The organism is Bradyrhizobium japonicum USDA 6 (assembly GCF_000284375.1).
GTDB lineage: Bacteria > Pseudomonadota > Alphaproteobacteria > Rhizobiales > Xanthobacteraceae > Bradyrhizobium > Bradyrhizobium japonicum.
The window spans coordinates 2,070,145-2,095,923 of the sequence record NC_017249.1 but is presented as its reverse complement, the minus strand read 5'-3'; the positions used below and the strand labels follow the sequence as shown (position 1 = coordinate 2,095,923).

The window sequence follows — 25,779 nt, the reverse complement described above, 5'->3', positions numbered from 1 at the left end:
AGATGATCAGGACTCGCACACTCGACTCCGCCCGTGCGGAGACATTTGGCCGCCGAACCCGAAAAATCGTGGCAGGCGCCTTTGCCTTGGCGACAATGCTTCTGCCGTTCGGCGCCTGGGGCATGGACGGTTCGCCGAGGCTGGCCAGGGACGGTTCGCCGAAGCTGGCCATGGACACCGCCGGCAATCTGCTGCCGCTTCCGCCCATTCCCTACCTGGATTCGATGCGCTGGATGAACTGGAAGCCGAGCACTCCGATTTTCAAAGTCGACACCCTTCTGTTGCCCGACAGCGCTCGGCCCGGGCTCTTCCGCATGCCAACGGAGTACGACCGGGGCCTCCCGAGGGTGAGTTAAAACGAAGCCGCCGATAGCTCGGTCCGCAGCGGCGGCCTGGCCGCAGCGCGAACTCCGCGCCGTTCCGGCGCATTGCGCTGTCGTCGGCAGAGAGGCCCACCAGCGTGGGTGGAGAGCCAAAGTCTGGGAAACGGGGGACGCCAAGGGCTCTTCCCATCGTAGCGGCCTCCCTGCCGACTGCGGGCTAATCGTCCGAACGACCCGGATCCGGCGCCCGCCCCGCGCCGCAGCGGGCTGCAGCGCGGCCATACATTCGAAATCCCTGCCTTCTGATAGCGGTCCAGAGCAGGCTCCGCGGTCAGGCCGCTGCCTTCGGTCAAAACGTCGCTGCTCTTCGACCAACGCAACCGCTCGCGCAGCGCGACGTTACTCGTAGAGCGAAGCTCCGCCGAGGTTCGAGCGGATCGAATCTTAAAAAGGGAAACGCCACATGACCCGTCATCTGAGAACGCACCTGTTCGGTACCCTAGTTGCGAGCGCTCTTGCCGCGAGTGCGCTCGCGTCGGCGAAGACACCGGCTTTTGCCCAGCCGGCCGCGGTTCCAATCGACTTTACCGCGGTTGTACGCGAGAAGATGCCCGCCGTCGTCGCGATCCTCACGAAGCAGATGATAGAAGACGAGGCGCGCGGGCTGCCGGACGACCTGCCCTTCGGTGACCTGTTTCGGCGTCGCTTCGGCGAACCTCGTACGCAGGCGCGGACGGCGCTCGGCTCAGGGTTCATCGTCAGTCCCGAGGGCCACATCGTGACGAACAACCACGTGGTGGACAAAGCCAGCGAGATCCATGTCCGTTTCACCGACAAGACGGATGTGCCGGCGAAGCTGATCGGTCGAGACCCGTCCACCGACATCGCGGTACTCAAGATCGAACCGCGCCCCGGTATGGCTGTCGCAACTTGGGGGGATTCCGACAAGATGGAGCCCGGGGCCTGGACGATCGCGATCGGAAGTCCCTTCGGCCTCGGCGGCACGGTCACTGTCGGGGTGCTATCGGCGCGGGCGCGCGACATCCAAGCCGGCTCATATGACGATTTTCTGCAGACGGATGCCTCGATCAACCAAGGCAATTCGGGCGGGCCGCTGTTCAACGCCGCGGGCGAGGTGATCGGCGTCAATACGGCGATCTTTTCGCCGGTCGGCGTCAACGTCGGCATCGGATTTGCCGTTCCGTCGCGGACCGCGCAGGCGGTCGCGGATCAGCTCATCCGGACGGGGAAGGTCGAGCGGGGCTACGTCGGTATGCGCCTGCAGGAATTGACGACCGGGATCGCCCAAGCGCTGGGCCGGCCCGATACCAAGGGCGCACTTGTTGCCGCGGTGGAGTCGGGCAGCCCCGCGGACGACGCCGGGATCAAGGTCGGCGACGTGATCACGCACATCGGAAATAAAACCATTGAGGGACCGCGCACTCTGTCTCGGGCCGTCGGAGAAATGAAGCCGGGGACGCGGACCCCGCTTACCGTGGTCAGAAACAGTAGGACGCAGGAGATCACCGTCGCCGTTGGGCAGCGTCAACAGGATCGCCCGGCCCGGACGGGCGCTTGGGAAAACTCTGACAAGGACGGCAAACGGCTTGGATTGAGTCTCGGACCGATGTCGGATGCTGCGCGGCGGCGCCTAGGCGTCGATTCGGGGTTGGTGGTCGGTGATGTCGAACCCGGTACACCAGCGGCCGAGAGCGGTATCCGACCCGGCGACGTGATCGTGGCGGCCAACAATCGCTCTGTCGCTCAGCCCCCGGACCTGGCCGAAGAATGGGCAAAGGCGCGCCAGGAGAATAGACCCCTTTTGGTGCGCATTAATCGCGAGGGCCAGTCGCTCTTTTTCGCGATCTCCTGAACGAAGCACCTATCGCATCTATCCCTTCTATCGCCCCACGGAGGACCCCGCGGAGCTTGCCGGGGCCTGAAGCTAAAGGCCTTCCAACGCTGGAAGCCGGCTCCACCAATTGGGACAGGCGTTCGGGATGACGCTAGGCGCGCACCTCCTGACGTTGAAAGGCGACATAGGCAACCGTGAACAACAGGATCATGGCGGCAACCAGCGCCGAAAGCTGGGGCCAGACGATCAGCGCGCTTTCCATCGTCGGCAAAGGTGCTCCGTACAGTGAGCCCTGAAGCTGCGACATGAACAATGGTCCAACCGAGCGCGCTGCGGGGTCGAGCAATATGGCCGTGATTTCAGCATAGAGCGTTTGCGGCGAAAGCCGCGCAATCAATTGCTGAGCTTCGAACTGCGCAAGCACCGTAGAAGGATCGAGCGGATCGATTGGTGCGATAAGGCCGGCCAGCAGCGGCGCGATCATTCCCCAAAAGACCGTGAGAATGAGCCACACCGATAATGCGGCAAGCGCCGACGTCGCCGGTGACCGAATGACGGCCGAAAATGCGATGGCGAGCGCAAGCCAAACGCCGGCGCAGGCAAGCGTCGCTGCCAGATAGGCCAGACTGCGAACGACGTCAGCCGCCGTTGGTGGCAATCCGAGAAACAGAATACCGAGCCCGGTCATCAGCAGCCACAGCGTGAGTAGCGCGATGGCAATGACAAGAAGTGCTCCGAGAAACTTTCCGAATAGCACGGCATCGCGATAGATCGGCTGTGCCAGCAGCCGGCTCATGGTGCGGCGGTTGTATTCGCCATTGATCGCATCGAAACCAAGCGCGATGGCTACCAGCGGTAGCAGGAAGCCGAGAAACGCGGCAAATGACGGTAGCGGCTCGCGCGCCACCGTGAAGAGCTTCAGGAACAGATAGGCGTCCTCGGCCGTGGTATCCTTGATGCGGCCGATCGCGCCATAGACCGCACCGATCGCCGTCAGCAGCACCAGACCCATGATCAGGTGCATGCGAGCGCTGGTCAAATGATCGGCCGCCTCCTTGAGCGCAATGACGCCGACTCCGCGGAATGGAGATCCCTCACGCACCATCATTGGTGAACCTCCCGGAAATACCGGCCATAGGCTTCGTCGAGCCTAGCCCGACGCAGGTCGAGGTTGCGCAGCGCGCCACCCGCGGCGACGATCCGCTGCGCGAGCTGCGGCCGAACGTCCCGCACGGCCTCGCATTGCCAATGCCCGTTCACCGCCATGACGTCCTTGACACCATCGACGGTGGTAGCGAGCGCGGACAGATCGATTCCCTCCGCCTCGACGTCGATGACATATGTGCCACCGCCGATCTTGGCCGCCAGTTCTTCGATCGTTCCGAAGAAGCCGATCCTGCCTTTGTTGAAAAGCGCGATCCGGTGGCACACGGTCTGAACGACGTCGAGCATATGCGATGACAGCAGGATCGTCATGCCGCCGCGGCTAAGCTTTTGGATCAGGTCAAGCAGCTCTTGGGTCGACTGCGGATCCAACCCGGACGTCGGCTCGTCCAGGATGGCGATCCGGCATTGGCGCATCAGCAGTTCGGCGATGCCGAGCCTCTGCCGCATGCCGCGCGAGTACGTGGCGACCGGACGGTCGGCCACCTCGAGCAGGTGGACGGAGGCGAGAACGCTGTTGATGCGCTCCCCCACTACCCCGCGCGGAATGGCGGCAAGCCGAGCCATGTAGGTAAGGTTCTCGCGGCCCGTCATAGTCTCGTAGAAGCCGACGGAATCCGGCAGATATCCGACATCGCGCTTCACCTCGAGCGGCCGCCGCAACGGGTCCTTGCCGAGGATCAGAATGCTCCCGCGCGTGGCTTCGGTCAGTCCCAGCAACATCAGAATTGTCGTCGTCTTGCCGGCGCCGTTCGGGCCAAGTAGACCGATCACCTCACCGGCGCGGACCTGCAGGTCGATGCCGTCCACGGCGACATGCGGACCATATTGCTTGGCAAGACCTCTCGCCTCGATAATGAATTCGTCGCTCATCGCCGTCCGTACCGCATCACGGCGCCGCCGAGAACCAGCACGGCAGCGGCTATGACGCCGAGCCCGGCAACGCCCCAAATGGTTGAGGTTCGCACTGTCGTTCGAAACTGCACCGATTCGGACAGCCCGCCGCCGCCGCTGCGCAGCGTGACCATGTAGTCCCCGGCAACCGCCCGTTCGGAAGGCTTGATTTTTACGTTCACTTCTCGGGTCTGGTTCGGCGCGATGCTTCCGATCTGCTTCGGCTCGAAGGTGACGCTCCAGCCTGACGGTGGCGAAGCGGACATCTCGATGTCGGTCGCGGGCGCTGACCCTCCATTGACAAGCGAGAAGGTGAAGTTCGATTCCTCTCCCGCAACGGCGTCGCCGGAGAGACGCTCCTGCGGGCCGACCATTCGCAATTGCGGCTCGCCGGTGACTTCCAAGCTCAACGCGGTTTCGGCGGATTTGTCACCGCCCGACAGACGGACCGCGATAGGATAACGGCCGGCAGCCGCGGCGCGTGTGAGCTCCCTGCGTTAATCGGTAGCCCGGTGATTTCCTCCGAGCCGTAACCTCGCTTGAATTTTGCCTGGAATCCCTCGGGCGTTCGCGCCGACAGGTTAAAAAGCGACTGATCGGAGCCGCCGTTGGTAGCCTTGATCCGGAAGCTGAAGGTCGAACGAGGCGTGCCGCGCAGGGCCGGCAGTTCAGGTTCGAGCGTGAGCTTTCCGGAGGCCGCTTCCGAAAGTCTGACGCTCAGAGGCAATGAAATCGTCTGCCCGTCCTGCCTGGCGTTGACCTTGAGCGCGAAAGTGCCTGCGGAGATGCCGGCGGGTGGCTTCAGTTCGAGCGTAAGGCGTTCAGTCTCGTCGGGGCCTACCATCACCGCCGAGACTTGTCTTCCACCGCCCTTGAATGCCGCTTCCCAGCCTTCCGGGAGACCCTCAAGGCCTAGCCCCAGCCGCTGCGGGGGCTGATGTGCGTTTCGGACGGAGAGCTGGATTGATCCGGCCTCGCCTGGTTTCAGCGAGAATTCGGGATGCGGGGTCGTGATCCAAAGCCCGGTAAGGGGTGGGGAAGTCTCCGCGGCCAGGGAGGCAGCTGGACCGATCAAAGTCGCCAGAACAACGGACAGAAAAAAGCGCGCGCCGCGCTTGAACGATCTCATGGTACCCTCTTTGTGTCCTTCGGCGTCCGACAAACCAGTCCGCCTGATTGTCGGGCACCGTGCGGCTTTCTCCTTTCTTCCGCACCGCAAGGCGCGCTAGTCGCGCTTCATACATGCTCTGTATGCAGCGGGTGAAACGCGTTGCATCCGGCAATCCGAATCGGCGATGTCACTAGCGGCCCGGACTTGAAGCCGCCGGACGAAAAACGACGTAGAGCGCACGTTGTTTTCGTCAAGACGCGCCGCGCGAGCTTTTTGTCGCATCTCAAGCAGATGCGTCGCCATCCCGGTCTCGGGTCAAAGCGAGCACGGCAGGAGCTTTGCCTCGCCGGGACCACGTCATCCCAGACCGGCATTCACTTGGCACTCGCCCAGGGACCCCTCGCGGCTATTCTTAACCCCACGTCTTCCAGGGGCTCGCTCCCGTACCCTGCCCTGGCCACTGATGACAAAGCCCCTTGCCTTGAAGGAACCATTCTCGCCCCCGTCTTTTGAATCGCTTTTGGTTGCGTGGAGTGGGGTAATGCGTGAGTCACCATCGATTGTCCCCGTCATGGACCAGGACGTCTATCTCGTCCTCGATGACTTCGGTGCAATGGGATGTGCTTGGCGAGAGACAAACGTCGAAGACACCGGTCTTGAAGCGGTCATCGAGGATTTGTTGGAGGGCCAGTACAGCAATCCGGTACGCATCATTCGCTTTAATCTCGCGGAGGGTTGGGTTCGTGACGTTTCCGAAGAAATAGCGCGAAAACTGAGCCAGCGCTGCGCCGATCGCGGCGGCGAACTACCCTATTCGCTGCATCAGTTCGTCGAGCAAGCGGCACGGCGGTGAGCAACTTAGTGCGACTCGTGAAGAGTATTGGAAAAGACAAGAAGAGTGGGTTGTGCCGTTGTCGTTCGAGCCGTCGGCGGCACGAACTCGCAATCGCTTTCGATTTCAGAAAGGTTGAAATTCGCGAGCGCTCGACAACGACACGTTCGCGAACATTACGCGGATTTTCTTTCAAACGGAGCGCCTCGGCCTGGGAAACTTGAGCCGTTACTGAAGAGGGAAGTGACAGCGGCGCCCAGCCCAAGCACGACGGCTACCCTGCCCACATCGCGGCGGCCGGCCGCGTCATGCGGACCCAGAAGGGCCGGCAGGAAAAGCGGGACCGGCTAGTTGCACGCTCTCGTCGCTCAGGTCTTGAAACCTAATCGCACGCTCCTAATTCATCTCCTGTCACGCGGTGGCCTGGATCCCGCGAATGGATCGGGCCGACCGTGGCGCTGCAGCACGCTGAGATTGTCAAGCGAGATGTGAATATGAGAGTTCTGGATCCGTTCGGAGTTCGATCGCATCGAGAGCGGTTCGCGGCATGAAGAATAACACCCGCTTCAACGTCGGCTATGCGATCGCCGCAGTCGCCGCGATCCTTCTGATTCAGTACATCGTCTCGGCAGCCAGCCAGGTCGCCGTCATCCCTTACAGCGAATACCAGCAATTGCTGAAGCAGGGAAAGGTTGCGACGGTCGGGATCTCCGATCGCATTTTGCAGGGCACGTTGAAAGAGCCTTTGCCCAGCGGACAAAAGCAGTTCGTTACCACGCGCGTTGACCCTGGGATCGCACAGGAGCTCGAGAAAGCCGGCGTCCTCTTCACTGGTCAGGTCGAGAGCACCCTTGTGCGCGACCTGCTGTCATGGGTTATGCCGGTGCTGCTGTTCTTCGGCCTGTGGTGGTACATCGGCAAGCGCGCCGCAGAGGGCGGAGGCCTTGGCGGAGGGCTGATGGCCATCGGCAAGAGCAAGGCGAAGATCTACGTCGAATCCAATACCGGCGTGACGTTCGCCGACGTTGCCGGCGTTGACGAGGCTAAGGACGAACTGCGCGAAATCGTCGATTTCCTCAAGAGTCCGGCGGGGTATGGCCGGCTCGGCGGCCGGATGCCCAAGGGTGTGCTGCTGGTCGGACCGCCCGGCACCGGCAAGACGTTGTTGGCGAAGGCCATTGCCGGGGAGGCGAAGGTCCCGTTCTTCTCGATCTCCGGCTCGGAATTCGTCGAGATGTTCATCGGCGTCGGTGCGGCCCGGGTCCGCGATCTCTTTCAGCAGGCGCACCAGAAGGCCCCCGCTATTATCTTCATCGATGAGCTGGATGCGCTCGGCCGCGCCCGCGGCATAGGGGCGTTCTCCGGCGGCCACGACGAAAAAGAGCAGACCCTCAACCAGCTCCTGGTCGAGCTCGACGGTTTCGACTCACGCTCGGGCCTCGTCATACTCGCCGCCACCAACCGCCCTGAGATCCTCGATCCCGCACTGCTGCGCGCAGGCCGCTTCGACCGCCAGGTGCTGGTCGACCGTCCGGACCGGAAGGGCCGCACCGAGATTCTCATGGTGCACATGAAAAAGTTGCAGCTCGCGCCCGGCTTCGACGCTGAGGCCGTAGCGGCGATGACGCCTGGTTTCACTGGCGCCGACCTCGCCAACCTTGTCAATGAAGCCGCGCTGCTGGCAACTCGCCGCGGGGCCGATGCGGTCGCGATGACCGATTTTAATAATGCCATCGAGCGCATGGTCGCGGGGCTGGAAAAACGCAACCGGTTGCTCAATCCCAAGGAACGGGAGATCGTCGCCTATCACGAAATGGGCCACGCCTTGATCGCGCTTTCATTGCCGGGCGTCGACCCGGTTCACAAGGTATCGATCATTCCAAGGGGGTCGGGGCGCTCGGCTATACCATCCAGCGACCGATCGAGGATCGCTTCCTGATGACCAAGGAAGAGTTGGAGAACAAGATGGCCGTGCTGCTGGGTGGCCGCGCAGCGGAATTGATCGTCTTCGAGCATCTGTCGACGGGCGCGGCCGACGACCTTCGCCGCGTCACCGACATCGCCCGCAGTATGGTCACGCGCTACGGCATGTCCGAAAAGCTCGGCAGCATCGCCTACGACCGCGAGCCAGGCAATTTCCTCGCCGGGCCTGACCGGCCATATCCTGCGCGCGAGCGCGAATATGCCGAAGAGACCGCCGCCGCAGTAGATCATGAGGTTCGCGCCATCGTTGATCGGGTATTTCAGCGTGCGCAGAGCCTCTTGAAGGCCCGCCGCGCGATATTGGACCGGGCGGCACGGACCCTGTTGGAAAAGGAAACGCTCGAGCAAAGCGACCTCGATGCGCTGGTGCAGGAAACGCCCAAGGAGGGGCTAAGGGCTGTCTAGGCGGTGCGCGTGCCGCAATGCGGCTGCGGGCGACATCTTGATGTTTCTATCCGAAGGCGCGAGACTAATGCGGGTCGGTGACTTCGCAAACAAGTGACATTCGACCGCAGCTCAGCGTGCCCCGACTTGCGGTTGCCATTCGCCCAGCGTCCCGCTGGATCAAACAGCCTCGTCAGACCGGTCCCGGAAGCCAAACCACGCGCACGGGAGAGCGACGCCGCAGAGAAGGGCCATTGGAAAGAAGGCCACGCCTCCAAACCTGGCAAAGAGAATTCCTGACAACAAAGTTAGTACGGCAGTCGCCAACCCTGAGCCAAAGGCATAAAGGGCTTGAGCCGTTCCGGCTGTCCTAGCTGGAACGAGTGTCGCCATCATACGCATGCACGCAAGATGAAGCAGGGCGAAAGTCAACCCATGTACCGGTTGTAGAATTGAGAGCACTAAAACGGAGGTGCTCACGCCCTCGATGGACCACCGTATGATCCCAGCTGCGGCTGCCAGAGCAGCCGCTCCACGCGCGCCGAGGCGGTCGAGTAACGATGGACCAATTAGGAAAAACACGATGACTTCTGCCGCTACGGCTTCGGACCATAGGACGCTTATGATCGGCGTATCGATGCCTGCAGCGCTCCACCTGATCACAGCAAATGCGTCGTGCATCGCGTGACTCCCGTAGACCAGAGCTGAAACTAAAATCAGGATGCGAAACTGCGATATCTTAAGAAGCCCATGCAGGGCAGCGAGAGCGGTCAGGCCGCCTTCATAAGGTTTGGGCTGAATATTAACACGGGGCAGCAGGGCTGTTACCCCAGCTGCGACCGCCAGTAGGGCCACATTCATCCAGATGATCGGGGTGAGATCGTCTTGACCGATTATTTGCCCGACAGTCAACGTTCCCAATACGAATGCCGCCGATCCAGAGCCGCGTATCCAGCCATATTCAAAAGGCTTTCCTGCGATCTCAGGCTTTGCTGCGTTAACTGACAACGCGTCGGCAATCGACGTCGTGGGGGCAAGTGCTGCAGCTTGAACTAAAGCTATAAGGAACAATAGCGAAAACGTATTTGCCAACAAGAATGCGGCGGCCGTAGCGGCTGCCAGGGCAGCACAGGTCGCGAGCAGAAGGCGTAATGACCCCAAAAGATCGGCCAGCATTCCTACCACTGGGCCGACGGCAAGGCGCACTAGCATTGCAGCTGCTAGTATCAGACCGATTTGCTGGGGAGTCAGAGCTCTCGTTTCGAAAAATTTTGGCCAAAAGGGCGACGACACGCCAAACGCAGCGTACAGCGCGACGTAAAGAACAATGTAGGCGATCGGTCTACTGATGCGCACTGGGGCTACCCCAAAGGGCTCGTTCTACCGACACGAGGATTGCATACTAATACATCAGGTCTGCACAATTTGCGCGGACGCAGCTCTGCGGGAGTCCACCGGCAGCTCTGCTCATCTCTGGGACATGCGCTCCATTGAGCGCACGAAAAGCACGCTCGCGAGGCTCCGGAACTGTGCGATAGCCAAAAGTGGAAGTTGCTCCGCACTGATCCCAAGAGCTTGCGTGCGGTCTCCTCTGAGGATTGAAGAGTCGCTCGCTCTTCCTAATTTAACCGTATACGCAGAACGCCTTTTGGGATGCTCGTAGTGCGGCCGATCACCTCCAACCACGATCTCCAATCATCTAGCGACGAAGAATTGGAATCGCTGATCCGTCAGGATTACGAGCGATGCCATCCCGGCGACACTCTGGATGATCTCAAGCGGCGGGCCGCGTTCTCAAAGGAGGACAGAGGACTGCTGCGAGATTGGATGGCTATAGCAGTTGCCTGTCGGAAAACGTTTCGCGGCTGAATTCAGCCGCGGGTGACGAAGCTAAGCGTCGATGCTTTCAGCGCCGCCGGGCGCGATAGCTCTTTGTGGATCGATCAGATTTTCTGAGGCCGGCGCCAACCAGAAATGACTTTGGCAGCGGGCCAAAAATCCATTGATGTCCGCGCGCGCCCCAGCGTCTTTCCGCTGCCTCTGTCGGGCAAGGTAAGCGCGGCCAGCAAGGTGCCGCTTGTTGGCGCGGCAACGCTCTAACCTCTCGTCTGGCGCAGATTGGTTCACCCCTGTGGCTAAACTGCTAAGAGTCGTCATTGGAACCCGCAGCCGGCGGTAAGCATTTATCCGATTTACGATGGGAGACTGCGAAAGTGCCCCATTCGGAAGCGCACAAGCTCCGGAGACAAGTCTCCACATTGTCCGAATTCGGCAAGCGAGCTTTGCGGAGCGACGACATAGATGGTCTTCTACAAGAGGCAACTAAGCTTGTTTCTGATGCCATCGATGTTGAGCTAGTGAAAGTGCTGGAGCTCGTCCCAGGCGGGGAGAATTTGCTCGTCCGCGCCGGGGTGAACTGGAACCCCGGCGTGGTAGGGCATGCTGAAATACCCGCGCATGAGGGCTCGCCGGCTGGCTATGCCTTGCACACGAACCAGCCGGTGATTACCGAAGATACCCAGAGGGAGGTTCGGTTCGAAATTCCCAAGCTCTTGATCGAGCATAGCGTCAGGAGCACCGTCAATGTTGTTATTCGCGGTGAGGACGGCCCATTCGGTGTGCTGGAGGTGGACTCGCGGCAGCTGCGGAAATTCGAGCAGGACGATATCGATTTTCTTCAGAACTACGCCAACCTGTTGGCATCTGCTATCGACCGAGTGAGAATCCAGCGAGAATTGGCGGAGCGGGCGCTCAGACAGGAAATGCTCGGTCACGAGCTTCAGCATCGCATCAATAACATACTGGCGACTATCCAAGCCATCGCGCGGAGGACGCGCGCCAAGAGCCAGAACCTTGACGAGTTTGCAAAAGCTTTTGAGGACCGATTGGCTGCGATTGCGCGCACTCATGCTTTGTTAAGCCGGAGCCATACGAGCACGATCGATATCCGCGAGGTACTCTCTCAGGAGCTCTCAGTGCACGGCGCTGTCGAGGGCGAGAACCTCAAGCAGCGCGGCCCCGCGATCTCGATTCCGGCAAAACAGGCCGAGGTGTTGTCGATGGCGATACACGAGCTCGCCACAAACGCCGTTAAACACGGCGCCCTCTCCATGGAGAATGGTCATATTGACATATCGTGGGACGCTCATGATCGAGGCAATGAAAATGAGTTCCAACTCCGCTGGCGCGAGCGGACGAGCCCCATCGCGCCCCAGCCGGCCCGGCGGGGCTTCGGTTCAGAGTTTCTCGAGAAATCGATACCACATATGTTGCACGGGCGATTCGAGCGAACGTTTGGCTCCGATGGAATAGAATGCACCGTCTCATTTTTGTTGGACCAGAATGATAAATGAGCAGGGCCGCATTCATCCGGACGACGAGGGTCGCCTGCTCTGTGGCGACGAGACGGCCGGCGGCCAGTCTCCGCGATCAAAGGCATCGACAATACCTGTCCTCTTGGTCGCTGATCCGAGGCGCCCCACGCCCGCAACGGGGATAGGCGGGGTCTTCTCAAGCGCCTGCTACAAGCCGAGCACCTCTGATACCGTCAAATATGAATTGGACAGCAAGGGTGGCCAGAATAACGCCGGCAAGCCTCGCCAACACATTGGATCCGGTAGCCTTCAGCACCCGGTGCAAGACGTCGGTGAAGATCATCCCGAAGTACGTTAGCAAAAGGCAAAGTAGCATAGCTGCCAATACTATCATTGAGCCGACCGGATCACCGGCTTGCCCCATCAGTAGAACGACCGCCGTGAGGCCGGCAGGTCCGGCGATGACCGGAAACGCCAAGGGAAAAATCGCGATGTCGCCTGGCTCCAATGCCTCGCGCCGTTCAAGTGCGGTGAGCGAGGATAGTCCCGAGGGATGAGCGAAGATCATCTGGATGGCCTGCAACAAGAGCAAGATGCCACCCGCAACTCGAAAGGCGTCCAGCGAAACCCGTAGTGCGCCTAGCAGTCGGTTGCCGAAGAGTGCAAAACCCAACAGAACAATTCCGGCAATCAGCACGGCCTGCCACGCCAACCGAAACCGCTCAGGCCGGTGAACACCCGCTGTCAGGCCACCGAACACGATTGCCGTATCGATCGGTCCGATCGCTACGAATAGAGTTGCAAAGGCGGTGATCGTAAAATCAGAAAGCATGACGGGCGTATCTCGCGATCTTTGCGAAGAAGAGAGCGCAGCCTTCGTGCGGCAAAGGACAAGGGAGGCCGTGCAGGCCTCCCTTGCCAAGTATCAGGCTGTCACACGGGGATAGCTCTGGTGCATATACCAGAGTCGCAAAGCCGCAACAGCCGCCACCAGAATTCCGGCGATGACGTGGAGCGGTGTGATGGTTGCGTTAGACGAGAAATGCAGCACCCACGGCGACACCGCGACCCAAACGCCGGCCGCGAGAGTCAGCCACTCCGGCCACTCGGCAAACAGCGCTAGCGCTGCTACAGCAAGCGCGGCGATCATGATGCCACTTAGCCAGGCATTCCAGTTCATCGGGCTTTCAGTGGAGAATCCCACGGCCCAAGGCGAAAAGAACAGGCCCAGGCCGATCACAAGACCTACCACATCAGCGATCATATCTTTTTTCCAGACGGTGTTCATGGCTGTAACTCCTTACATAGCTCCTTTCACTCTCATTCTGAGATCAGCCGCGGTACGACTGAACTGGTGGATGACAAACCGCCGGTGCGGACGAGGCCGCAAGCGCTCGCCCGCGCCGCGGTTACTTGCCGTTGATGGCAATCCGTTTCACCTTCTGCCGTTCGCTCGGTAACTTCGCCAGCGTCACGGTGAGAACGCCATCCTTGAACGACGCCACGACCTTGTCCTGGTCGACGTCATCGATCGGGATGGAACGCTCGAAGCGCCCGTAGTAGCGCTCGGTAAAGCGTCGCTCCTTGTCCTCGGTCTCGTTCTTCTTCTCGCCGCTAATGGTCAACAGGCCGTCCCAGAGTTCGACATTGACGTCCTTCTCCTGGAGGCCAGGAAGTTCGGCGACGACCTTAACCTCCGTGTCAGTCTCGTTGACCTCGACGCTCGGCCATCCCATTGCCTGAGAGCTGAACGGGGCGATATCGAACGAGCGAAACGTATCGTCGAACAGCCGATTCATCTCGCGGTGAAGCACGAGAAACGGATTGGGCTCATTGCGATTCAGGCTCAGATCACGAGAGCCGTTGTTCCACGGTATCAGATCGCGTAGTGCCATAATTGTCCTCCTTTGTTCCACAGTTTTGCTGGTCAGAACTCACCTGCACGCGGCGGCGCCACGCACAGGCAGTTCGACACTTTGAACGGAACTCCGTCAGGCCGCCTGCTTCTGCTCGATTTGCTGGTTTTCGTTGCCGGCGGCTTCGATCATTATGCGACGCGGCTTCATCGCCTCCGGCACTTCCCGAACCAGTGCAATCTTCAGCATACCGCTTTCGAAGGCGGCGTCTTTCACCTGGACAAAGTCCGCCAGGTTGAAGACGCGGCGGAACGGCCGCATTGAGATTCCCTGATAGAGATAGTCGTGATCACCCTTGTTCGCCTTGTGGCCCTCGACGGTGAGCGTCGATTGCTTCGCGGTGATGGTGATCTCTTCCGGGCCGAAGCCGGCCAGCGCCAGTGAAATCTGGTACTGGTCCTCGTCGATACGCTCGATGTCATACAGCGGATAATCATCGCTGTCGTTCATCGTGTCGTTGACGAGATCAAACAGGCGATCGAACCCGACGCTCGAACGCCAAAACGGAGACAGATCGTAGGTTCTCATAACCACATCCTCCTTTGAGCAACATGGAAAGAGCAACGCCGGCGCATTCTCCGGCGGCCTTGGCCAGACCCTGACGGCATCCGGCGTCACGCTAGTGACACTAAAAGAACTAGAAGCGTTCGGCTTGGTTTCAAGATCCCGGCCGGCGCGCGTCTTACAATTTTCAACACGGGAGTGGCTTCGGTAAAGCCATCAAGCGTGCGGCCTGACCCGTTTCGCACCCGGACTTATCGAGTGACCGATATTTGACGCAGTCGAAACCCATGCCTCGAGCAAGCGCGGCCCTCTAGTCCCGGGCATTCGCACCTCTTGACCGCCCGCGCCGCTTTCCTAAATCCACCGCCGCCAAAGCCTTTGTAGGACTGGCGCCAGATCCCGCAGGGAGATGGCTGTTAGGCGGTCCACGTTGCTTTCAGGAGGATGTGGAGGAGGAACGATGCACGGTGTACTCGCAGCTTTTATCGCGTTCGCCACGCTCTTCAGCGCAAGCGAAGCGGCCGCTGCGCAGCGAACGAAGCTGAAGCAGCATAGCGGCTCGAACGCGTCGTTCAGACGGAGGCACCGCAGCAGATACCGTCCGGTCGAAGCACAAGGTCCAACCGTGCCGGCGACAGGAACCCGGTTTTCCGCGCCGAAGACATTGTCCCGGACATCTGCAAGGGGTGCTCTTCCTGACCTGACGGACTGGTCGCAAGAGCATGGATGAACCATGCTGCTCGGCCTTAGCTCCCAAGAGGCGCACTGCCGCGAACGACAATGATCGAAAGACCATCGCTGAACCCGCCGGCATTCGCACGGGATGCGGTAGCTCGCGGCCGGCGCGGCGGCGCCATGATCACGAGAACAGCCCGCAGCAAGGGGTTTACGTCTTTATCGTCGAGCGGCGCGGCTTCCCGTCTTTCGAGCCGCTGATGGAATGGATCGGTGACGACGACCCACTCGTGACAGTTGAGCTCAGTTTTCCGACCCTCGCGGCCGCGATCCTTTGCGCCAACCGTCAGCGGCTTTCCGTCCGTCGTGCAGACCACCCCAGAGCGGGCACCGCAAAAATGAAGCAGGCCTTCTGGGACGAAACCTTCGGGTGGCTCGGACTAGGTGCCCTTCAGGACAGCTACGGCAAGGCCGTTCCGGTGCGGTTCGTCCGGACCGATCGCCACGGCGAGAAAGGCTGGACTTCGCCCATGGCGGCGGTGCGGATGGGAGCATGGATGGCGAAACCTGATGGCCTGGCGTGGATCGAATATTGATCGACCAGGCAATCACCGAAGGCATGCCTGGCAGGCCTTCGCTCCAGCACGAGGTCCAGCCTGAGCTGCTGGCGCTCAGGGCGCGAACGTTCCGGCGGATAATGCCATGGCAGCGCCAGCACACGCCGCATAACCGGTCCCGCCGCAATTCGCTACGTCATTCAAATCTCGAAGGAACATTTCGGGCGCCACGACATTTTGTGGTCGCCGGCTGCATGAGGCACTTAGGGCGCCGTCAGGGCCCAAGCCCATGCCCGTAGCTCGAACCCCACTTTGCTCTAAGGAGGAATTGGAAATGAGCACCCTTTCAATCGTGTCGAATCTGCCTCCGCTTCACTCGGACGGCGGGCTCCCCCGCTACCTCGCCGCCATTCGCAAGTTTCCGCTGCTGGATCCGGCCGACGAGGCGATGTACGCACGCCGTTGGCGAGAGGACGGCGATCGCGAAGCGGCCTATCGCCTGGTGACCAGTCACCTTCGGTTGGCCGCAAAGCTCGCCCTTCGATATCGCGGCTACGGCCTTCCCGTCGCCGACCTGATCTCGGAAGCGAATGTCGGCCTGATGCTGGCGGTCAAGCGGTTCAAGCCCGAAAAAGGCGTCCGGCTTGCCACCTATGCGATGTGGTGGATCAAGGCGACCCTTCATGAGTACGTTCTGAAGTCCTGGTCCTTAGTGAAAATCGGCACCACGGCGGCCCAGAAGAAGTTGTTTTTCAAGCTCCGGAAACTCAAGAGCCAGATTTCGGCAGGCGAGGAAGCCGACCTGTCGCCGGACCAGGTTGGTTACATCGCCGAACAGCTGCAGGTCCTTCCCCGGGAGGTCGTCGAGATGAATGGCAGGATCCGCGGCGACATTTCGCTCAACTTGCCGCTGACCCAGCAGGACGGCTCGGAGCAAATGCAAGATTGCCTGGTTGATCCGTCGCCAGACCCCGAAACCCTGTTGTCCGAAAGGGTCGATCGCGAACGGGTCCGTTCCGCACTCGAAGACGCACTGGCTTCCCTGACTTCCCGGGAGCGTCACATCATCGAAGCGCGCTTCTTGGCGGAACGGCCGAAGACATTGGACGAACTTGGCCCGACCTTCGGCGTGTCGCGCGAACGGATTCGCCAGATCGAAGTTCGTGCGCTGCAAAAGATTAGGAGCGCACTGAGCGCCCGGCTCGATGGAACGCTCCTGCCGATCGGTGAACGGCCGGGGCGATGACGGAGAGACGCAAATGAGAATTGCGCAGATCGCTCCGCTATTCGAGAGCGTTCCGCCTCGGCTCTACGGCGGAACGGAGCGGGTCGTTTCATACCTGACCGAGGAACTCGTCCGGCAAGGACATCGGGTGACTCTGTTCGCGAGCGGAGATTCCATCACCTCCGCCGAACTGGTGCCTTGCATCCCGCGCGCGTTGCGCCTCGATCCGGGCGTCCGCGATCCCCTGCCCCACCATATGGTTATGCTCGACAAGGTAGCCGAGCGCGCCAGCGAGTTTGATGTCCTCCATTTCCACATCGATTACCTCCATTTCCCGCTTTTCCGTTTCGAGCGCGGCAGGGCGTTGACCACCCTGCACGGCAGGCAGGACCTCGCCGACCACATGCCGTTCTACCGCCGGTTCTCCGACATGCCGCTGGTTTCGATTTCGAACGCGCAGCGGACGCCGCTGTCGGGCGCGAACTTCGTCGCAACCGTCCATCATGGACTGCCGCTCGATCTGCTGACGCCGAACTTCCAGCCGAGAGGCGGTTATCTTGCTTTCTTGGGGCGCATCTCGCCTGAGAAACGGCCCGACCGCGCGATCGCGATTGCGCGGCAGGCCGGTCTTCCGCTCAAGATCGCGGCAAAGGTCGACAAGGCGGACGAGGCCTACTTCCGGGACGTGGTCGCCCCGATGCTGAAGGGGCCGGGAATCGAGTTCGTCGGCGAGATCTGCGAGAATGCCAAGAGCGAGTTTCTCGGCCAGGCGGCCGGGTTGCTGTTTCCGATCGACTGGCCCGAGCCGTTCGGGCTGGTCATGATCGAAGCGATGGCATGCGGCACGCCGGTGCTCGCATTTCGCTGCGGGTCGGTCCCGGAGATCGTCGAGGAGGGAGTGACGGGGTGCATCGTATCCGACGTCGACCGGGCCGTGCGGGCCATTCCCAATTTGATGGCGCTCGACCGCAGGACCATCCGTTCCAGATTCGAGGAGCACTTTTCCTCGGCCCGCATGGCAGCCAGTTATATGCGGGTCTACCAGAAGATTCTTCGCAGACACCCGGCGCCGGACCGCCAGCTTTCGACACTCGCTGCACGCTCGGCGGCAACCAACGGACACGGCGTGGAAGCCCGTTCCCGAGGCAGCGCGTAGGGCAACTCGGAGAAAAGCCGATCCGGTCGATCGATAAGCGGATGGCCAGATCACGCGTCACGCAATGCGGAACAACCAAAAATAAATGGCCGCAGCCAAGAGGCCTGCGGCCCACCGGAAATATCGATAGCTGATGAAATACGCCTATCCGGTCGTGACATTACAGCACAATGGCCGCGAGATTTGGATTCCGTAAATTTACGGATTGGAACCAGAGCTTTCTAAGACGCGCGCCCACGTCAACCGGCTGATGAACGACTTCGGCGCGAGCGGCTCCCGCCGGGACGGCCGAGCCGGGGCGGTTGACAGGCCGAAGCCAGCAGCATCAGAAACAACGCGCGATTGGCTTGGTACCTGGCGGCGGTCCGGCTACCTTCCGATCCCAGCATGACGGCGCGGCCCTCGGTCGTGCACAGGTACCACCTGCAGGCGCGACCGCGTTTTCTCAGGTGGATTTTGAACAGCGGGAGTTGATCGGGCATCTATCGTGTCTTCGCCTCGCAGCGCGGGTTCAAGTGTTCATGAAAAAGGTTAGGAAAACCCAGCGCAAACTGGGCCGGCGTGAATTTAATGTCAGGCACCCGACTATGCATGATCGAGCCATCATCGGGTGCTCCCTGGGCAATGTCCGACGACTGAGAGCGCGTTTGCTCCCGACCATCCTCCGGGCGATCCTTGATTAAGCTTGGGCCGCTCTGCCGGATGGATTCAAATCTGAAGCCCTCAAATCTGGGATGGCTCAGCACATCCTGAAGCAGGCAGCGGACGGCGTGCGAGATCCAATCAGACTTCGAGCGTCTGCCATCGCTAGTGCCACTGGTGAAGCACCGGCGTCCGAAGCCAAGACGCGGCTCAAGACGCGCCGCCGGACCGTGCACAACCTTCGATGAACGGCATGGCGAGCGAAGCGCAGCGTCTCGAGGAGCAGGCCAGGACGATGACCCCCGGCAAGCATCGAGAAATGCTATTGCGCAAGGCAAGACAGGCCATGACCGCCGCGCACATCAGCGAATGGTTGTCGTCGCCGGGCTTGATGTTGCCAAAACAGGTGTGCCGTCATGGCCTGGGGTTATTACGCCTACGTCATTGGCGATGGCGGCCATGTCCGAAATCGCATCGAAGTTCTTTGCGACAACGATGACGAGGCCAAACGCTGCGCGGAGCGGTTGGTGGACGGATACGCCATCGAGTTAGGGCAAGAGGCGCGTCGGATAGCGACCTTTCAGCCCAAAGAATAAAACGCCTCACGACCAAGGTCCGCCTAAGAAGCCTTCGCCGCCTGGCGTTGTCTGTTCGGTCGGCGACGCCGTCGTCGCTCCATGCGGCGCCGATCCGGTCCGGCAACGACAAGGCTTGCCGGATGAGGGTTCGCCGGCGACGGTTCGGGCGCGGCGACCTGCGCCGGCGACACCTCGGGAGCGGCGGGCTTCTCCATCAGATCGAGGGCGGCTCGGCCCGCATCGGTGATGCGCCAGCCGCCGTCTCGCCGCTCGACCAAACCTTGCGCGAAGATTTCCAAACCGGGCAAGCGCGCCGCCAGCTTCGTGGTGCGTTCCGACCACTCCCGTCCGCTGGTTACCAAAATGGCCACGTCGCGCTTGACGTCCGCCAGACTCGCAAATCCGCCGGGGTAGCTCGCCAGCACCTTGAGGATGGTCACCTGGAAATTCACTGCCCAGCCCACGCAACTACGCGGGGCCGAACCGGCCCCTTCCCGCCCAAGCTTGCCGAATTTTCCCGAGGGAGCGCAAGGCCTGCTGGTGCGAAAGTCGCGATTTGCCGAGCGGTACGGCTCGATTCGGCAGTCAAGCTTTCAAGTCGAACTGTCCGCGCAGCCGATCGGCAATGGCTTCGATCATGTCGCAACGATCCGCGTCGCGCTGCGGTCCATCCCTCATGATCTCGACTTTCCAGGAGTCTTCGTGCGGCACGACCGAGATAGCCAGGTCCGTCGGCCAGTCGCTGATGTCTTCCATCTCCAGCCTGATGGCGGACTCCAGTTCTTCGCGGGTTTTCGACGGCTTCTTCAGCTGATTCTTTCACCGCGCGGAACGGGGCCACCGCCTTTGGCTATCCGCGCGAGCGCATGTCTTTGAACAGCGGGCTTTACGCCTTTGGCTATCCGCTACAGGCGCCGTACTCAAACGGCGGGCGGTGGTCCAGCGAGTCAAAGGCTTTGCCGGCAGAATGTTCCAACGGGATCCCGGCTGCCGGGGAGCGGCCTAGGCCGGGCGCAATCACGCCCTTATGGGACGAAACCGCTCTACTTTTCGACCTGATCCAGCACGTCGCGGACCTTGGCGGCCAGCTCATTGAAGCTGAAAGGTTTGACGATCAACTGCACACCTTTGTCGAGGCGGCCGTGATGGATGATCGAGTTGCGGGCATATCCAGTTGTGAACGGGACCTTCAAGGAGGGGCGGATTGCTTTGGCCTGAGCGGCGACCTGCGCGCCGGTCATGCCGCCCGGAAGGACCACGTCGGTAAACATGAGATCTACTCGGGGTTGACGGTCGAGGAGCCGCAGAGCCGCCGGACCGTCATGGGCCTCCAGCACGCGATAGCCGAGCTCGCGGAGGCTGTCCACCGAGTAGGCTCTAACGTCGTCGTCGTCCTCGACCACGATAATGGTCTCTTCCTGCGCGGCTTCCGGATTGAGCGTCTCTTCAGGTGCGGAGTCGTTCGATGCCTCACTTGCCAAGCGAGGAAGGTAAATTTTGACGGTGGTGCCCTGGCCAACCTCCGAATAGATTTTCACGTGACCACCCGACTGCTTGACGAAGCCATAAACCTGGCTCAGCCCGAGTCCCGTGCCTTTGCCGACGGGTTTCGTGGTGAAGAAGGGCTCAAAGGCTTGCGCCACGGTCTGCCGCTCCATGCCGATGCCGGTATCGCTGACCGATATGACGACGTATTGGCCCGCCACCACTTCGCTGTGGGCCGCGACATAGGCTTCGTCGATATGGGCGTTGCCGGTCTCGAGCGTCAGCTTTCCTCCGTTTGGCATGGCATCCCGAGCGTTGACGGCGAGATTGAGGATGGCTGCCTCGAGCTCGTTCGGGTCGGCTTCCGCGCGCCACAAACCGGCACCGAGCACGGTCTCTACGGCGATGGTCTCGCCGAGGGTGCGATGGACCATTTCGGAAAGGCCGTTGACCAGAACGTTGACGTCTATCGGCTTGGGATCGAGCGGCTGCCGACGCGAGAACGCCAGAAGGCGCTGGGTAAGTGAGGCGGCCCGTTGTGCGCCATTGGTTGCATGCCGTACGGCGCGCTGCAGATGAGCGGAATCGGAGGGAATATTCCGCTGCAGCGTGTCGAGATTCCCCATTATCACCTGGAGGAGATTGTTGAAGTCGTGGGCGACCCCGCCGGTCAGCTGTCCCACGGCTTCCATCTTTTGGGATTGCCGCAGCGCCTCCTCGTTGCGCCTGAGTTGTTCGGTGCGCTCGAGGACTTGCTTTTCCAGGGTGGCGTTCAATTGGACCAGCGCCTCCTGGGCACGCTTGCGTTCTGCGATCTCGCGCTGCGACGCCTGCGAAAGACGGACATTGTCGATTGCAACCGCGGCTTCGGCCGCAAGCCCCGAGAGGCCCCGTTCCGAGCGCTCCGAAAAGACACCGGGCTTGCCGTGGCCGAAGAACAGTCCTCCGATCACTCCGCCCGTCCGCGAAAGCACGGGGACGGCGAGATAGCTGCGCACGGGCAGATGGCCTTCGGGCATACCTTTAAGCGGCGGATTCTTGCCGTAGCGGGGATCCCTGGTGATGTCGTCGGAGCGCACGATGCCCTCGCCGTTGAACGTCGGCGCAAACACTTCGGTGTTTCGCGGCATCGGGAATTTCGAGAACGCCTCCAGCGGAGCTCCCGAAAGCGTGTAGAGCATGTAGCTCTCGCCGGCATCGTTAGTGAGATTATAGAAAAACGCGCCAAACTCGGCACCGCTCAGTTCGACGCCCGCGTCCGTGACGATTTGCACCAAGCGCTGGAGATCGGTCTCGAGGGCAAGCGAGGATCCGGCGCGATTGAGCACTTCGAGCGCATGCCGCTCCTCGCGGATCGTTCCTCGGCCTCCCGCTGAACCGTGCGGTCGCGCAGGATCTTGACGAAACCGATGACCTTTCCGCACTCACGGATGGGGCTCAGTTCGCCAACCGCCCAGAAGCGGCTTCCGTCCTTGCGGACGCGCCAGCCTTCCTCGCCGCCGCCCCTGCCATGGACCATCGCATCTTCCATTTCCCGGCTCAACCGCGCCTGCCCGTCGCCATCGGCGAAGATGCGGCTCAGGGACCTGCCGAGCATCTCGGGTTCGCTCCAACCCAGAATGCGGCATGCCCCACTGTTCCAGCTGGTGACTATGCCGCCTTCGTCCGTGCTGATGATGGCCGTGTCGGTCGCGCCGTTGACGATCTGACGCCACTGGGCGGCGGTGATTTCACCGGGCGCGTTCGCAAGGTCGTCAACTGCACTCATCGATGCTCCTGACATCTGCGGATGCACCATCCCGGACGGCAAGCCTCCGACCGAGCCGACGCTCCAGACGAACTCGACCCAGTCAGGCCGGCGTCAGTTGCTCGACGATTATTTGACGGCCCCCGACGGCTGTAGGAATTACCCTTGGCCAACGCAGGGCGCCAGCGCCGAGTTCCCCTTCCAAACGGCGCCGCTGGCGGCGAAATTGCGTCTGGACCGCAAAAAACCGGGAACAAAACTGCGCGGGTCGGCAACCGGCGCATCGCCTGGCCCGTTGGAGTGGTGGCGCTGCGCCCTTAAATCCAATCCTTCAAAAGGGATACTGGCTACCTGTCCACGCCCCTGCCTTAGCCGAGGAGCATGGCGGCAACAGAGGCGGCGTTAATGCCTTCGATGGAGTAATTCCCAAACGAACTTGGCTTCGACTACCGGACCGTCGCTATCCCGGACCTGTACAGCCATCAGGGAAAAGGGTTGGCTGTCGGCCTTATCGCCGACAAGATTTGCCAGCGACCGCGCAGCCTCTATTTGGGCGGCCTCGACATGTGGAAGCTCGATCCCTTCATCATCGGGTACGAATTAATCGCCGTCGCGGATGTCGAAAAAATACCGCATCATAACCGCGGTGAACGTGCGATGAGCAAAAGCGTTCCTAGTCGGTTTGGTCGGACATGCTGACGGGACCGGCGACAAAGCGGTACGACGGGATCCAGGTCGTATACCAGCTTTCCATGGTCTGGCCACCGCGCACTCGAAGCTTGCGATCTCACGCGACTTCGCCATGTGCTCGGTGCGGCTATAGACCGCCCCGCAAATTGCAGGTTCTGTGATTCGTCTGTTCCATCCTTTATTATGGACCGCAGATTGAATTTAGGACACCACCAAGCGCCACCCGTGTAAATGCGGACAGGACCATGGCGCTGGCGCGCATCTCTCCGGGCGAGCGGCTTCGAAGAACGAACGTTCGAATGCTCGAGCTGCTGGCGGACCGAAAAGATCTCAGTGAGCATCGACCGCATATAACCCGACGCCGTCGGCTGGCTCGACGGCAAGCTCAAGCCGCCAGGCTGCACGATCCGAGTTGCCTAAGTGGGCGGCCGCACCGCGTTCAGCAGCTGGGAAACCGCGGTCACCAGTTGCGCCGGCGCGAAGGGTTTTTGTAGGAGGATGCTGTTGGGAACGCCGTGAGAGGTCCACTGGTCGGCGGCCGCTCCGGTCATGTAGACCACCGGAAAGTCAGCGGCGCTTTCCCTGATCTGCTTCGCGACTTCCCACCCATTTATTGTGCCCTTCAGGCTCACGTCGGTGACAAGGGCCCTATATTCCGCAACCCTGCCCCGGAATAGCGTGAGCGCCTCCTCGCCGGACGACAAGGCGTGGGTTTCGAAACCGCCCTCGCGCAGGAAATCCTCGACCACGCCTTGCAATGGATAATCGTCCTCGACGACGAGGATCAGTGGCGCCTCGCTCACGCTTAACTCTCGTTGGTTGGAGCCCCTGGGTGCTGTCACAGTATGTACAAAAGTGAACCTACGGGAAAGTTCCGGAATCTAGGTTTGGGAGCCTTCTAAGTTGCGTTTCCGATAAGAGGCGCCGGCTTCAATTTCGCCGGCACCCCGCCCCGATGACCTTGGTGTATGCTATCGTGCTGGGCACAGGAGGAAGACGCGATGTCCACTTCCAAGAAACCGCTGAAACCCGCTGATTTCCCGGTGACTGCGGAAGGCCAAAAATAAAAAGCAGGATGGCAAGCCGATCGCGAGCACGGAGGATGCAGATCTCGCTGCCGACGTGGCCGAGCGCCTTAACGACGACGAAGCTCGGCGCGAAGAAGATAAGTGGTCAGCCTGATCTACCCTGGTCGTCGTCCAGCGTCCCGATAAGCTTCAGCAAGGGCGACTGCACGGCCCAACGAGCTAGTCTGTCGCCCGCCCCTGATCGCCATCCGCGTTCGCCGTTGGATCGGTATCATCCGAGTTTGCAGACTGAACTTCGGCAGTTCCATTCGTTTGGGCCGCGTCTTCCGAGGCGTTCGGGGCGACAGACGATTGACCCTCCGCCCCTTCGCTTTGCAGTTCGGCCGCCATCTTCTCGAAGCGCTCCCGGTCGGCGTCGGTGTTCATGGCCAGCGCGAAGCGCTTCGCGCGGGCGATCTGCTCCAGCAGGAACTCCTTGTTTCTAGGCATGGCCTCATCTTGATTCAATGCTCCGTCCCACAGACCAATGCGCAACGCGCGAGTTTGTTACAGAAGCGGCAATTTGGCGGCTTCCAAAACATCCGATGTTCAGACGTGCTCATCCGCCATTCGGTTCGTTTCGCACGCGGCGCGATCGGCGGGCGCACGCTCGTCAGCGATGGCCTTGGTAAGCTCGGCGCCGAAGAGAAAAATCTGGGCCGAATAGTACGTCCAGAACATGAGGACGATCAGCGCGCCGGCCGCCCCATAGGGTGAACTCGGCGCCGCGCGCCCGAGATAGACCCCGATCAGCGATTTTCCGACTGCGAACAGCACGGCCGTGACGAACGCGCCCAGAACCAGCTCGCGCCAGGGTATCGCCGTGTCCGGAAGCACCTTGTAGATCGCGGTGAACAGCAGCGTGAAGATGGCGAGCGAGACGACGGTGTTGAGGACGGCCAGGAGGATCTTTCCGGCGAATAGTCCCTGGAAGACATGACCTAGCGCCGAGAGGGCAGCGCTGGCGGCCAGCGACACCACCAGCATGAACCCGAGCGCCGCGACGAGGCCCAGACTGGCGGCGCGGGTCCGGATCAGGGCGGAGATCGGCTCGTCGATCGGTTTGGCCCTGAAGGTCGCATTCAGCGCCGTGTGCATCTCGCCGAACACGCCGGAGGCGGTGATCACCACGGTGACGACGCCAAGAACCGTCGCGATGGTCCCGGAGGCGGGATCGCTAGATCGTTCCAGGATGGTTTTGATGAAGTCGCCGCCGGCCGGACCCAGCAGCTGGCCGAGCTCCTCGCTGATGGCCCCGCGGGCGGCGTCCTGTCCAAAGACCAGACCCGCGATCGCCACCACGATCAGAAGCACCGGCGCCAGCGACGTTGCGGCATAGAACGCGATGGCCGCGCCGCGGCTCAAGGCATCGTTGGCCAGGTAGCCCGAGAAAGCAGCCTTCAGGATTTGCCACAGCCGCCGCATGCGTTTCTATCCGCCCCGACCCGCAGGCATCACCTAACGCTCCTGAACGCGGCCCGCCTTTGGGGACTATGGGGCTAGGAGGCGAGGCCGCGCAGGCCGGCATTTTCGCGCGGCCCGCCAGACCAATTCAACCGGGACACCTGTGTTCCGATCGCGATTGAAACCGCCCGCCGATCATGGGTAGACTGTGGATCTCCATGGCTGGGGCTAGGTGTATGAGTCCGCCGTACGATCGTCCGATGTGTCCTGTGT

At 61.2% G+C, this 25,779-nt stretch carries 24 protein-coding genes and 2 pseudogenes; 10 read left to right on the top strand and 16 right to left on the bottom strand.

Annotated features, from left to right (window positions below; genetic code table 11):
* Positions 1-2 precede the first annotated feature (2 nt).
* Entirely contained in the window at positions 3-356 is a 354-nt protein-coding gene (locus BJ6T_RS09820) for a hypothetical protein (RefSeq protein WP_014492176.1), read from the top strand.
* Positions 357-786: 430 nt separating this feature from the next.
* Positions 787-2,196, top strand: a complete 1,410-nt coding sequence (locus BJ6T_RS09815; RefSeq protein WP_014492175.1) for a Do family serine endopeptidase — start codon at positions 787-789, stop codon at positions 2,194-2,196.
* A 133-nt stretch (positions 2,197-2,329) separates the two neighbouring features.
* Here BJ6T_RS09815 and BJ6T_RS09810 read toward each other — a convergent pair whose 3' ends face one another.
* Genes BJ6T_RS09810 through BJ6T_RS48170 form a run of 4 tightly spaced genes read right to left on the bottom strand, consistent with a single transcriptional unit; the run spans position 2,330 to position 5,365 of the window.
* On the bottom strand, positions 2,330-3,283 hold the full coding sequence (locus BJ6T_RS09810; protein WP_028169854.1) for an ABC transporter permease: 954 nt from the start codon (positions 3,281-3,283) through the stop codon (positions 2,330-2,332).
* Positions 3,283-4,215 (bottom strand): ABC transporter ATP-binding protein, encoded by a 933-nt coding sequence (locus BJ6T_RS09805; RefSeq protein ID WP_014492173.1) that lies wholly within the window; start codon positions 4,213-4,215, stop codon positions 3,283-3,285. The genes BJ6T_RS09810 and BJ6T_RS09805 overlap by 1 nt, the downstream gene beginning before the upstream one ends.
* Entirely contained in the window at positions 4,212-4,640 is a 429-nt protein-coding gene (locus BJ6T_RS48175) for a COG1470 family protein (RefSeq protein WP_014492172.1), read from the bottom strand. The genes BJ6T_RS09805 and BJ6T_RS48175 overlap by 4 nt, the downstream gene beginning before the upstream one ends.
* Positions 4,641-4,642: 2 nt before the next feature.
* Positions 4,643-5,365, bottom strand: a complete 723-nt coding sequence (locus tag BJ6T_RS48170) for a COG1470 family protein (RefSeq protein WP_014492171.1) — start codon at positions 5,363-5,365, stop codon at positions 4,643-4,645.
* A 553-nt stretch (positions 5,366-5,918) separates the two neighbouring features.
* Between BJ6T_RS48170 and BJ6T_RS09795 the strand changes: the two genes are divergently transcribed.
* Positions 5,919-6,200, top strand: a complete 282-nt coding sequence (locus BJ6T_RS09795) for a hypothetical protein (RefSeq protein WP_225894962.1) — start codon at positions 5,919-5,921, stop codon at positions 6,198-6,200.
* A 526-nt stretch (positions 6,201-6,726) separates the two neighbouring features.
* Positions 6,727-8,567, top strand: a pseudogene (gene ftsH, locus BJ6T_RS09790) (ATP-dependent zinc metalloprotease FtsH).
* A gap of 159 nt (positions 8,568-8,726) precedes the next feature.
* On the opposite strand, the gene BJ6T_RS09785 reads toward ftsH, so the two are convergent.
* Entirely contained in the window at positions 8,727-9,902 is a 1,176-nt protein-coding gene (locus tag BJ6T_RS09785) for an MFS transporter (RefSeq protein ID WP_014492166.1), read from the bottom strand.
* A 902-nt stretch (positions 9,903-10,804) separates the two neighbouring features.
* On the opposite strand from BJ6T_RS09785, the gene BJ6T_RS42495 reads away from it, so the two are divergent.
* Complete coding sequence (locus BJ6T_RS42495) at positions 10,805-11,899, top strand: sensor histidine kinase (RefSeq protein ID WP_160321074.1); 1,095 nt, start codon at positions 10,805-10,807, stop codon at positions 11,897-11,899.
* Between the two features lie 157 nt (positions 11,900-12,056).
* Here the strand turns inward: BJ6T_RS42495 and BJ6T_RS09775 are convergent, their stop codons facing one another.
* From BJ6T_RS09775 to BJ6T_RS09760, 4 genes are all read right to left on the bottom strand, one after another.
* Positions 12,057-12,692, bottom strand: a complete 636-nt coding sequence (locus BJ6T_RS09775; RefSeq protein WP_014492164.1) for a MarC family protein — start codon at positions 12,690-12,692, stop codon at positions 12,057-12,059.
* 93 nt (positions 12,693-12,785) lie between these two features.
* Positions 12,786-13,148 (bottom strand): SPW repeat protein, encoded by a 363-nt coding sequence (locus tag BJ6T_RS09770; protein WP_014492163.1) that lies wholly within the window; start codon positions 13,146-13,148, stop codon positions 12,786-12,788.
* Positions 13,149-13,269: 121 nt separating this feature from the next.
* Entirely contained in the window at positions 13,270-13,755 is a 486-nt protein-coding gene (locus BJ6T_RS09765; protein ID WP_014492162.1) for an Hsp20/alpha crystallin family protein, read from the bottom strand.
* Between the two features lie 96 nt (positions 13,756-13,851).
* Positions 13,852-14,304: an Hsp20 family protein gene (locus BJ6T_RS09760; RefSeq protein ID WP_014492161.1), complete on the bottom strand. Its 453-nt coding sequence runs from the start codon at positions 14,302-14,304 to the stop codon at positions 13,852-13,854.
* A 698-nt stretch (positions 14,305-15,002) separates the two neighbouring features.
* Here BJ6T_RS09760 and BJ6T_RS09755 point away from each other — a divergent pair.
* The 4 genes from BJ6T_RS09755 (at position 15,003) to BJ6T_RS45400 (ending at position 19,131) form a co-directional block, all read left to right on the top strand.
* Positions 15,003-15,551 (top strand): ETC complex I subunit, encoded by a 549-nt coding sequence (locus tag BJ6T_RS09755; RefSeq protein ID WP_049824943.1) that lies wholly within the window; start codon positions 15,003-15,005, stop codon positions 15,549-15,551.
* Positions 15,552-15,846: 295 nt separating this feature from the next.
* Positions 15,847-16,758, top strand: coding sequence for an RNA polymerase sigma factor RpoH (rpoH, locus tag BJ6T_RS09750; protein WP_014492159.1), 912 nt, complete (start codon positions 15,847-15,849; stop codon positions 16,756-16,758).
* Positions 16,759-16,771: 13 nt separating this feature from the next.
* Complete coding sequence (locus tag BJ6T_RS09745; protein WP_014492158.1) at positions 16,772-17,893, top strand: glycosyltransferase family 4 protein; 1,122 nt, start codon at positions 16,772-16,774, stop codon at positions 17,891-17,893.
* Positions 17,894-18,951: 1,058 nt separating this feature from the next.
* Positions 18,952-19,131: a hypothetical protein gene (locus BJ6T_RS45400; RefSeq protein ID WP_014492157.1), complete on the top strand. Its 180-nt coding sequence runs from the start codon at positions 18,952-18,954 to the stop codon at positions 19,129-19,131.
* Between the two features lie 23 nt (positions 19,132-19,154).
* On the opposite strand, the gene BJ6T_RS09735 is transcribed toward BJ6T_RS45400, so the two are convergent.
* The 4 genes and pseudogenes from BJ6T_RS09735 to BJ6T_RS49575 all read right to left on the bottom strand — a co-directional run bounded on the left by BJ6T_RS09735 (position 19,155) and on the right by BJ6T_RS49575 (position 22,894).
* Complete coding sequence (locus BJ6T_RS09735) at positions 19,155-19,553, bottom strand: hypothetical protein (RefSeq protein ID WP_307724523.1); 399 nt, start codon at positions 19,551-19,553, stop codon at positions 19,155-19,157.
* A 145-nt stretch (positions 19,554-19,698) separates the two neighbouring features.
* Entirely contained in the window at positions 19,699-19,869 is a 171-nt protein-coding gene (locus tag BJ6T_RS45395) for a hypothetical protein (RefSeq protein ID WP_014492155.1), read from the bottom strand.
* Between the two features lie 287 nt (positions 19,870-20,156).
* A pseudogene (locus BJ6T_RS09730) lies at positions 20,157-22,366 on the bottom strand (ATP-binding protein).
* 381 nt (positions 22,367-22,747) lie between these two features.
* A complete protein-coding gene (locus BJ6T_RS49575; protein WP_373866008.1) occupies positions 22,748-22,894 on the bottom strand; it encodes a hypothetical protein in 147 nt (48 codons plus the stop codon).
* On the opposite strand from BJ6T_RS49575, the gene BJ6T_RS45390 reads away from it, so the two are divergent.
* Entirely contained in the window at positions 22,841-23,044 is a 204-nt protein-coding gene (locus BJ6T_RS45390) for a hypothetical protein (RefSeq protein WP_141378872.1), read from the top strand. The two genes, BJ6T_RS49575 and BJ6T_RS45390, sit on opposite strands and share 54 nt — an antisense overlap.
* Positions 23,045-23,451: 407 nt before the next feature.
* Here BJ6T_RS45390 and BJ6T_RS09725 read toward each other — a convergent pair whose 3' ends face one another.
* The 3 genes from BJ6T_RS09725 to BJ6T_RS09715 all read right to left on the bottom strand — a co-directional run bounded on the left by BJ6T_RS09725 (position 23,452) and on the right by BJ6T_RS09715 (position 25,527).
* Positions 23,452-23,838, bottom strand: a complete 387-nt coding sequence (locus BJ6T_RS09725; RefSeq protein WP_014492152.1) for a response regulator — start codon at positions 23,836-23,838, stop codon at positions 23,452-23,454.
* Between the two features lie 444 nt (positions 23,839-24,282).
* On the bottom strand, positions 24,283-24,552 hold the full coding sequence (locus BJ6T_RS09720) for a hypothetical protein (protein ID WP_014492151.1): 270 nt from the start codon (positions 24,550-24,552) through the stop codon (positions 24,283-24,285).
* 99 nt (positions 24,553-24,651) lie between these two features.
* On the bottom strand, positions 24,652-25,527 hold the full coding sequence (locus BJ6T_RS09715) for a YihY/virulence factor BrkB family protein (RefSeq protein ID WP_014492150.1): 876 nt from the start codon (positions 25,525-25,527) through the stop codon (positions 24,652-24,654).
* Between the last annotated feature and the right edge of the window lie 252 nt (positions 25,528-25,779).

Coding starts and splice junctions, on each gene's coding strand:
- BJ6T_RS09805 (WP_014492173.1), bottom strand. CDS start 4,215: ATGAGCGACGAATTCATTATCGAGGCGAGAGGTCTTGCCAAGCAATAT.
- BJ6T_RS09745 (WP_014492158.1), top strand. CDS start 16,772: ATGAGAATTGCGCAGATCGCTCCGCTATTCGAGAGCGTTCCGCCTCGG.
- BJ6T_RS09715 (WP_014492150.1), bottom strand. CDS start 25,527: ATGCGGCGGCTGTGGCAAATCCTGAAGGCTGCTTTCTCGGGCTACCTG.
- BJ6T_RS09720 (WP_014492151.1), bottom strand. CDS start 24,552: ATGCCTAGAAACAAGGAGTTCCTGCTGGAGCAGATCGCCCGCGCGAAG.
- BJ6T_RS48170 (WP_014492171.1), bottom strand. CDS start 5,365: ATGAGATCGTTCAAGCGCGGCGCGCGCTTTTTTCTGTCCGTTGTTCTG.
- BJ6T_RS09820 (WP_014492176.1), top strand. CDS start 3: ATGATCAGGACTCGCACACTCGACTCCGCCCGTGCGGAGACATTTGGC.
- BJ6T_RS09760 (WP_014492161.1), bottom strand. CDS start 14,304: ATGAGAACCTACGATCTGTCTCCGTTTTGGCGTTCGAGCGTCGGGTTC.
- BJ6T_RS09775 (WP_014492164.1), bottom strand. CDS start 12,692: ATGCTTTCTGATTTTACGATCACCGCCTTTGCAACTCTATTCGTAGCG.
- BJ6T_RS09765 (WP_014492162.1), bottom strand. CDS start 13,755: ATGGCACTACGCGATCTGATACCGTGGAACAACGGCTCTCGTGATCTG.
- rpoH (WP_014492159.1), top strand. CDS start 15,847: ATGAGCACCCTTTCAATCGTGTCGAATCTGCCTCCGCTTCACTCGGAC.
- BJ6T_RS09755 (WP_049824943.1), top strand. CDS start 15,003: ATGGATGAACCATGCTGCTCGGCCTTAGCTCCCAAGAGGCGCACTGCC.
- BJ6T_RS09770 (WP_014492163.1), bottom strand. CDS start 13,148: ATGAACACCGTCTGGAAAAAAGATATGATCGCTGATGTGGTAGGTCTT.
- BJ6T_RS45395 (WP_014492155.1), bottom strand. CDS start 19,869: ATGGAAGACATCAGCGACTGGCCGACGGACCTGGCTATCTCGGTCGTG.
- BJ6T_RS09815 (WP_014492175.1), top strand. CDS start 787: ATGACCCGTCATCTGAGAACGCACCTGTTCGGTACCCTAGTTGCGAGC.
- BJ6T_RS09810 (WP_028169854.1), bottom strand. CDS start 3,283: ATGGTGCGTGAGGGATCTCCATTCCGCGGAGTCGGCGTCATTGCGCTC.
- BJ6T_RS09795 (WP_225894962.1), top strand. CDS start 5,919: ATGGACCAGGACGTCTATCTCGTCCTCGATGACTTCGGTGCAATGGGA.
- BJ6T_RS45400 (WP_014492157.1), top strand. CDS start 18,952: ATGGCCTGGGGTTATTACGCCTACGTCATTGGCGATGGCGGCCATGTC.